At 71.4% G+C, this 8,171-nt stretch carries 9 protein-coding genes; 2 read left to right on the top strand and 7 right to left on the bottom strand.

Annotated features, from left to right (window positions below):
• Both ACPYOG_RS09435 and ACPYOG_RS09430 read left to right on the top strand, forming a co-directional pair.
• A partial coding sequence (locus ACPYOG_RS09435) for an agmatine deiminase family protein (protein ID WP_481293981.1) occupies nt 1-962 on the top strand: 962 nt, incomplete at its 5' end.
• A 13-nt stretch (nt 963-975) separates the two neighbouring features.
• A complete protein-coding gene (locus tag ACPYOG_RS09430) occupies nt 976-1,749 on the top strand; it encodes an SDR family NAD(P)-dependent oxidoreductase (RefSeq protein WP_481293980.1) in 774 nt (257 codons plus the stop codon).
• A 200-nt stretch (nt 1,750-1,949) separates the two neighbouring features.
• Here the strand turns inward: ACPYOG_RS09430 and ACPYOG_RS09425 are convergent, their stop codons facing one another.
• From ACPYOG_RS09425 to pcaH, 7 genes are read right to left on the bottom strand one after another with little or no spacing between them, the layout of a single operon-like run.
• The gene (locus tag ACPYOG_RS09425; RefSeq protein WP_481293979.1) at nt 1,950-3,164 is read right to left on the bottom strand and encodes an acetyl-CoA C-acetyltransferase; all 1,215 of its coding nucleotides are present in this window, start codon (nt 3,162-3,164) and stop codon (nt 1,950-1,952) included.
• Nucleotides 3,157-3,807 (bottom strand): CoA transferase subunit B, encoded by a 651-nt coding sequence (locus ACPYOG_RS09420; protein ID WP_481293978.1) that lies wholly within the window; start codon nt 3,805-3,807, stop codon nt 3,157-3,159. The genes ACPYOG_RS09425 and ACPYOG_RS09420 overlap by 8 nt, the downstream gene beginning before the upstream one ends.
• Before the next feature lies 1 nt (nt 3,808).
• A complete protein-coding gene (locus ACPYOG_RS09415; RefSeq protein WP_481293977.1) occupies nt 3,809-4,591 on the bottom strand; it encodes a CoA transferase subunit A in 783 nt (260 codons plus the stop codon).
• Nucleotides 4,584-5,750, bottom strand: coding sequence for a bifunctional 3-oxoadipate enol-lactonase/4-carboxymuconolactone decarboxylase PcaDC (gene pcaDC, locus ACPYOG_RS09410; RefSeq protein WP_481293976.1), 1,167 nt, complete (start codon nt 5,748-5,750; stop codon nt 4,584-4,586). Before pcaDC ends, ACPYOG_RS09415 begins: the two co-directional genes overlap by 8 nt.
• Entirely contained in the window at nt 5,747-6,874 is a 1,128-nt protein-coding gene (locus ACPYOG_RS09405) for a lyase family protein (RefSeq protein ID WP_481293975.1), read from the bottom strand. The genes pcaDC and ACPYOG_RS09405 overlap by 4 nt, the downstream gene beginning before the upstream one ends.
• A complete protein-coding gene (pcaG, locus tag ACPYOG_RS09400; RefSeq protein WP_481293974.1) occupies nt 6,867-7,412 on the bottom strand; it encodes a protocatechuate 3,4-dioxygenase subunit alpha in 546 nt (181 codons plus the stop codon). The genes ACPYOG_RS09405 and pcaG overlap by 8 nt, the downstream gene beginning before the upstream one ends.
• Complete coding sequence (pcaH, locus tag ACPYOG_RS09395) at nt 7,405-8,169, bottom strand: protocatechuate 3,4-dioxygenase subunit beta (protein ID WP_481293973.1); 765 nt, start codon at nt 8,167-8,169, stop codon at nt 7,405-7,407. Before pcaH ends, pcaG begins: the two co-directional genes overlap by 8 nt.
• Between the last annotated feature and the right edge of the window lie 2 nt (nt 8,170-8,171).

The raw sequence follows: 8,171 nt of genomic DNA, 5'->3' as shown, positions 1-8,171 counted from the left end.
TCACTTTGGGAGAAGGCGCGGAAGCTCGCGAGCAGGGATACCGAGCGTGGACGGACGTCGCTCACGCGGTCCTCCAGTTCGAGCCGGTGACCATGGTCGTCGACCCTACCGAGGTCGCGCGTGCTCGACGGATGCTCGATTCCGCGATCGAAATCGTCGAAGCCCCCGTTGACGAGTTCTGGATGCGAGACATGGGTCCGACATTCGTCGTGGACGCCGACCGACCGGACACCCTCGGCGCAGTGGATTGGATCTTCAACGGGTGGGGCGCGCCGGAGTGGGCCGAATGGCAGAAATCAGCCGTGATCGCCCGCGTCGTCGCCGAGCACGTCGGCGCCGAGGTCATCGACTCGCTACTGGTCGCGGAGGGAGGGGGGTTGCACGTCGACGGCGCGGGAACCGTCCTGCTGACCGAGACTGTGCAACTCGACCCTCGCCGGAACCCGTATGCGGACCATGCCCGCGTGGAATCGGAAATGGCTCGAACGATCGGCGCGAGCGATGCCATCTGGCTTTCGCGTGGCCTCACCCGCGACTACGACGACCTGGGCACCAACGGCCACGTCGACATCGTCGCCACCTTCGCATCACCGGCCCACGTCCTCGTGCATCAACAGACGGATCCCTCGCATCCGGACCACCAGGTCTCGCACGTCATTCGCGGCGAGCTCGAAGCTGCCTTCGCCGCGCGCGATCGTTCGGTCACGATCACCGGCGTACCGGCGCCGTCGCGGCTGCGTGACGCGCACGGCTGGGTCGACTGGAGCTACATCAACCACCTCGTCACGAACGACGGAGTCGTGGCCTGCGGCTTCGGTGACGACGCCGCCGATGCGGGTGCGCGGGAGATCCTGGGCGCCGCCTACCCCGGACGCCGAGTCGTCACCGTCGACGCCCGGCCGCTTTTCGATCGTGGCGGCGGCATCCACTGCATCACCCAGCAGCAGCCCGCCCTCGGATGAGAAGGAAATGATCATGACGGAACAATCCAACGGCGTCGCCATCGTCACCGGCGCGGGGAGCGCCGAAGGCATCGGCATGGCCGCTGCGCTGCGCCTGGGACGCACCGGAATGCGAGTGGTCGTCACCTCCACCACCGAGCGCATCCACGAGCGAGCGGCGGAGCTGCGCGAAGCGGGTATAGAAGCATCCGGTATCGTCGCCGACCTCACCGTGCAGCGCGACGTGGACAGCCTCGTCGTGACCGCCACCCAGACCTTCGGAGCGCTGGCCGTCCTGGTCAACAACGCCGGGATGACGTCGCTGTCGAGCCCGGACAGCCCTGCATCCATCGATGAGATCTCCATCGAACAGTGGCGCCTGTCGATCGAGCGCAACCTCACTACGGCGCTGCGCATGACACGTGCCGTCCTCCCGGGGATGCGCGACAACGGATACGGTCGCATCGTCAATGTCGCATCCATCTCCGGTCCCGTGATGGCCTACACCGGGGACGTGGCCTACCACGCTGCCAAGGCCGGGATGCTGGGCCTCACGCGCGCCGCTGCGCTCGACGTGGCGACCTCCGGCATAACGGTCAACGCCGTGGCACCCGGATGGATCGCGACCTCGTCCTCCAGCGAGCACGAGCTCGACATGGGTCGCGCGACGCCGGTCGGCCGATCAGGCACCCCCGGCGAGGTCGCCGCGGCCATCGCCTTCCTGGCGAGCACCGAGGCCTCGTACATCACCGGGCAACTGATCGTGGTGGACGGCGCCAACTCCATCAATGAGGAACGGGGCCTCTGAGCCCGCTACGTCCTCCACGTCGAAGTCCTCCCCTCACACACCACCTTCAAGGAAGCAGGTTGCGTCATGTCCCGATACGAATACCCACGAACCGCCCTAGCCGCCGAGCCGGTCGGGCCCGTCAAGAAGCTCGCGCGAACGCTCGGCGTCGACGTCGACGTCGAGTGATGGACCAGCGCTGATTCCGGCGACTGGTCCCGTCACACACGCTCCCAGACGGCCGCCAGCGCCTGACCGCCTCCGATGCACATCGTCTCCACCGCGAGCGTCCCGTCGAGAGCCGGCAGTTCGTGCGCGAGGGTCGCGAGTATCCGGAGCCCGGTGGCGCCGATGGGGTGGCCGATCGAGATGCCGCTGCCGCGCGGGTTGAGCCGCGGGTCCTCGGCGTCGATCCCCCAGTCCGCAATACAGGCGAGCACCTGCACGGCGAACGCCTCGTTGAGCTCGATGACGTCGACGTCGTCCCACGCGACACCGGCGCGCTCCAGCGCCTTGTTCGCGGCAGGGACGGGGGCGACGCCGAACACCCGCGGATCGTTGCCGGCGACCGCCCAGGAGCGTAGACGCAGCATCGGCGTCAGGCCCCGTGCGAACGCGCGTTCCGGCGTCGTGACGATCGCGGCGGCGGCCGCGTCGTTCTGGCCGCTGGAGTTGCCTGCGGTCACGGTCGCCTCCGGGTCGCTTCGGCCCAGAATGGGACGGAGAGCGGCCAGGACCTCAAGCGTCGTGTCGGCGCGCGGATGCTCGTCCCGCTCCACGACCGTGTCGCCCTTCCGGCCGGGCACGGTGACCGCGACCAGCTCGGCGTCGAAGGCGCCGGACTCCTGGCCGCTCACCGCGCGGCGGTGCGACCGCAGCGCGACCGCGTCTTGCGCATCGCGCGGGATGCCGTAGCGCCGTCGGAGCTCCTCGGCCGAGCCGACGTTGCCGTCCGGCGTCGGGTAGTCGCGGCCGCCGGCAGTCTCCCGGCCACGGGCGAGGGCGTCGTGCAGCATCAGGCCACCGGGCGGCAGGCCGCGGCGTCCCCGCTCGGTGTAGAGCGGAGCGTTGGACATGGACTCCGCGCCGAGCGCGATGAGCATGTCGCTGGCGCCCGTCTGCACCTCCATCGCGGCGTTGATGACGGCCTGGAGTCCCGACCCGCAGCGCCGGTCGAGCTGGTAGCCGGTGGTGGTCACCGGGAAGCCGGCGTTCAGCGCAGCGACGCGACCGAACGCCGGCGCCTCCATCGTGGGGTAGCCCTGCGACCCGATCACGCCCTCCACCGCGGCCGGGTCGAGGCCGGTGCGTTCGAGCACGCCGCGAAGCACGGTCTCGGCCAGGCTCAGAGCCGACAGGGGCGCGAGCGCGCCGCCCATCCGCCCCACCGGCGTGCGCAGGGGCGAGCAGATCACGACCTCGCGCAGCTCAGGCATCGACGGCCTCCAGCGCGACGGCGAGCGGCGCCCCGGTGGCGTCGATCACCTGTTGCCGGGTGACGCCCGGCGCGAGTTCCCGCAGCACGAGTCCGTCGCCGGTGACGTCGATCACGGCCAGGTCCGTGATGATGCGGTCCACGCAGTCGCGCCCGGTGAGTGGCAGAGTGCACTGCTCGACGAGCTTGGGAGTGCCGTCCTTCGCAACGTGCTCCATGACGACGATGACGCGCTCCGCGCCGTTGACCAGGTCCATGGCCCCGCCCATCCCCTTCACCATCTTCCCCGGCACGGCCCAGTTGGCGATGTCGCCGCCGGCCGAGACCTGCATGGCGCCGAGGACGGCGGTCGCGATGCGGCCGCCGCGGATCATCCCGAAGCTGGTCGCTGAGTCGAAGAAGCTCGCGCCGGGCAATACGGTCACCGTCTCCTTGCCCGCGTTGATCAGCTTCGGATCCTCCTCGCCCTCCCACGGATACGGCCCGACACCCAGGATCCCGTTCTCCGAATGGAGGACGACGTGCACACCCTCCGGCAGGTGGTTCGGGATGAGCGTGGGCAGCCCGATCCCCAGGTTGACGTACGAGCCGTCCTGCAGCTCCTGGGCGGCGCGGGCCGCCATCTCGTCGCGCGACCGCGGCATCTCAGTCTCCTTCCGGTCGGGGGCGGACGGTGGTCTTCTCGATCGGGAGGTCGGCACTCTGCTCGGGCGTCAGCGCGATCACCCGGTCGACGTAGATGCCGGGGAGGTGGACGTCGTCCGGGCCGAGTACGCCCGGCTCGACCAGTTCGTCCACCTCGGCGATGGTGATGCGTCCGGCCATCCCGGCCAGCGGGTTGAAGTTGCGCGTCGACTTCTCGAAGCGCAGGTTGCCGTGCCGGTCGCCGACCGCGGCGCGCACGAGACCGAAGTCCGTGCGGATCGCGGTCTCGAGCACGTACTCCCGCGCCGATCCGAACACATCGAACGGGCGCAGCTCCTTGGGTGCGCTGGCCTCGGCGACCGACCCGTCGGGTGCGTAGCGGATGGGCATCCCGCCGTCCGAGACCGCGGTGCCCGCCCCAGTGGCCGTGAAGAACGCAGGGATGCCGACACCGCCCGCCCGCAAGCGCTCGGCCAAAGTCCCCTGCGGAGTGAGCTCCACCTCGACCTCGCCGCCGAGGTACTGGCGTGCGAACTCCTTGTTCTCACCGATGTAGCTCGCGATCACCCGGCGGATGCGGCCTGCGGAGAGGAGTTCTCCCAGGCCCCAGCCGTCCACGCCGCAGTTGTTGCTGACGACCTCGAGGCCGCCGACGCCGCGCGCGAGAAGGGCGCGGATGGTGACGATCGGCACACCGGAGAGGCCGAAGCCGCCCACAACCAGCGATGCGCCCTCCGCGATGTCGGCGACGGCCTCGGCGGCGGACACGTACGTCTTATCCATGGGACTCCTCGGACTCGGCGGGCTCGGCGAATACTTCGCGCAGGATCGCCATCGCGCTGTTGGCGGCGGGCAGCCCCGCGTAGAGGGCGGTGTGGTGCACGACCTCCGCGATCTCGGTCCGGGTCAGGCCGTTGCGCAGCGCTGCGCGCACGTGCATCCGGAACTCGTTCTCGTGGCCCCCGGTCACCAGGCTGGCGAGCGTCGCGATCGACCGCTGCGTCCGCGTGAGCTGCCGGCGCGCCCACACCTCGCCCCACGCGTATCGCGTGATGAAGTCCTGGAAGGCGGCGGTCTCGGGGGTGACCGCCGCTGCGGCCCGGTCGACGTGCGCGTCGCCGAGCACCTCGCGGCGCACGCGCATCCCGGCGTCCGCCGAAGACGCGGAGGTCAGCAGTTCGGCGGTCGCTCCGGGGTCCTCCAGGGGGATCAGGTGCGCCGCATCAGGCAGCTCGACGAACCGCGCCCCCGGGATGCCGTCGGCGAGCTCCCGCATGAGCGCGGGTGTCGCCACCGCGTCGTGAGCACCGGCGACGATGACGGACGGCGCGCGCACGGCCGCGAGGTCGCCGCGCCGGTCGAAGGCGGCGAGCGCCTCGCAGCACAGCGCGTACGACTCGTCGTCGACATCGACGAGTGTGCGGAGGGCGTGGCCGCCGGGGCCGTCGGGATGCGCATCGAGGTACCCGGGCGCGAACCAGCGCTGGGCGCTCCCCGCGACGACCGAGGCCGTCCCCGACGCCCGCACCTGGGCGGCGCGCTGCGCCCAGCCGGCCGGCGTGCCGATGGCCGCGCCGGAGCAGAACATCGTCAGGCTGCGCACTCGGTCCGGCGCGGTGATGCTCAATTCGAGTGCTACGGCGCCGCCGAGCGAATCCCCGGCGACGTGGAACGCCCCGCCGCCGGCCTCGTCCACCACCGCGAGGACCGCACCCGCGAGCTCGGCGACGGTGAACGGCTCGCGTGCCGCGGGAGACGCGCCGTGCCCCGGAAGGTCGACCCGCAGGATGCGCGGAGCGCCGGGACGCCGGGCCAGAGCAGGCAGCACGCCGTCCCAGAGCTCGGTCGTGGAGCCGAGCGAGGGCAGCAGCACCAGGAGAGCGGACGACGGTGCCGCCGGGGCTGTCGCGGTCATCGAGCCGCGCAGACGGGGAGTGGTCACAGCGTCGCCGTCCTCTCGTAGCGGGCCAGGGCGGCATCGACCGCGTGCTCGGCCGCGGCGAGCGCCGCCGCGTCCATCGACTCGGGCCGCGGGACGGCGGACGCGACGATCGTGGCGTCCGGCACGGCGTGGGCGAGTACGGCAGCGGTCTCCGAGGCGAGGCGCAGCAGCCCGCGCCATGCCTGCCATTCGGCGTGCCACTCCCCCGCGGGGCGCGCGTCGTAGCTCAGCGCCGCCGTGTGGACGGTCGCGAGCAGGCCGGGAGCACGCAGGCCGTTCGCGGTGAGGAGCACCGCATCCACAGGGTTCTTCTTGTGCGGCATGGCCGATGATGCGCCGCCGGTCGCGAGGAGGAGGTAGCCGTCGCGGGCGGCGAGTGCGAGGTCGCGGCCGATCCTGCCGCCGGCCGCCGCCACCTGCGCGGCGGCATCTGCGACCGCCAGCGCCGGGGCTCGGTCGGTGTGCCAGGCGCGACCCGGATCGTCGAGCGCGAGACGGCCGGCGAGGGATGCGCGCAGCGCGTCGAGCACGTCGGGAGATCGGCCCGAACGAAGGACGGCGGCGCCGGTGCCCACCGCGCCGCCGAGCTGGACGGGGTAGCGCACGGCATCGAGCGCCTGCCCGGCGGAGATGGCGACGTCGAGCCAGCCGGCGAGCATTGCGCCGAACGTGGTGGGCTCGGCGGGCTGCGTGAGGGTCCGAGCCTGCAGCGGCGTCGATCGCGCTTCGCGGGCCCGGACGGCGAGCTCGCCGGCGGCAGCGGTGAGTCTGACTCGTGCAGCGGCCAAGGCGTCACGTGAGACGAGCATGAGGGCGGTGTCGACGATGTCCTGGCTGGTGGCGCCCCGGTGCACCTGGTCGGCGTGCGTGCCGGCCTGCTCCCGCAGCTGCTCCACGAGCGCGACGATCGGGACGCCGTCGGCGCGTGCTCGGGCGACGAGACGTCCGCGGTCGAGGGCGCCGCTATCGAACGACACGGATGAAGCGACCCCGTCGAGGTGGTCCCACGCCGCGACGAGCGCCGCCTCCGTGTCGACCATTGCGGCCAGCACCGCGTCATCGCCGGCTCCGAGGGCTGCCGCTCCTGCAGGTTCGAGCAGGCCCCAGTCGAACGCGTCAACCACGGTCGTCCCCGAAGAAGTCCAGGAAGACAGTCTCGCCGTCGCCCTGCAACCGGACGTCGAAGCGGAAGCTCCGCTCGCCATCCGGCTGAACCAGCAGGGTGCCGCGCCGGTCCTCCGTCACGGTCGCCAGGAACGGGTCGTCGTCCGAGAAGTACGCCCGGGTGAAGAGATGGTGCAGCAGCCCGCGTGCGAAGACCGCGACCAGGAGGTACGGCGCACGACCGGCGGCCGTGGCGCCCGGCCGGATCGTCGTGAAGGAGTAGTGCCCGGCGCGGTCGACGGCGGCGCGGCCGAAGCCGGTGGCCGTGTAGCCGTCGCGGTCGAGGCTCCCGCGCCGGTCGATGGGCGAACCCGACGCATCCGGTCCCCAGATCTCCACCAGCGCATCCGGGACCGGCGCACCGGCCCCGTCGTAGACGGTTCCGTGCAGGCGGATCGCGTCGGGATCCGTCCGTGAGGCGACCTCCGCGCCCCCGGTATAGGGCAGCGCGTATCCGAAGAACGGGCCGATGGTCTGCGAGGGGGTCTGTTCAGGCATGGTCGCCCTCCTCCGGCTCCATCCAGGTGGAGCGGTACCCGGTCAGGACGATGTCCCACCGGTAGCCCATGGCCCACTCCGGCACGCTGATGTCGTGATCGTATGCGGCGATCAGCCGCTTCCGCGCCTCCGGATCGACGATCGACTGGTAGATCGGGTCGAGCGCGAACAGCGGGTCGCTCGGGAAGTACATCTGCGTGATCAGCCGCTGGGTGAACTGCGAGCCGAACAGCGAGAAGTGGATGTGCGCCGGGCGCCACGCGTTCCGGTGGTTCTTCCACGGATAAGGCCCCGGCTTGATGGTCACGAACCGGTACGACCCGTCGTCTGCGGTGATGGCCCGTCCGACTCCGGTGAAGTTGGGGTCGAGCGGCGCGGGATGCTGATCGCGCTTGTGAACGTAGCGGCCGGCCGAGTTCGCCTGCCAGACCTCGATGAGCTGCCCGCGTACCGGGCGGCCGTCGCCGTCGAGCACGCGCCCCTCGACGATGATCCGCTCCCCCAGCGGCTCGCCGCCGTGCTGGATCGTGAGGTCGCTCTCCTCCGGGGCCACGTCCGAGTGCCCGAACGCTGGCGAGACGAGCTCGATCTCCTCGGGATCCGCCCGCACCAACTGGTGCGTGGGGTGCCTGAGCGCCGAACTGCGGTACGGCGCGAAGTCGCGGAGCGCATGGACGCGGAGCGGTCCCGCCGCGGCAGCCGCGGCGTGCGCTGCCTCGATCTCGGCGCTGATCTGCTGCTGGGTCGGCACTGTCATCG

Source organism: Leifsonia sp. HAY1-4F, assembly GCF_056755275.1.
The sequence above is the reverse complement of the archived record's forward strand: the minus strand, read 5'-3'. Positions and strand labels throughout refer to the sequence as shown.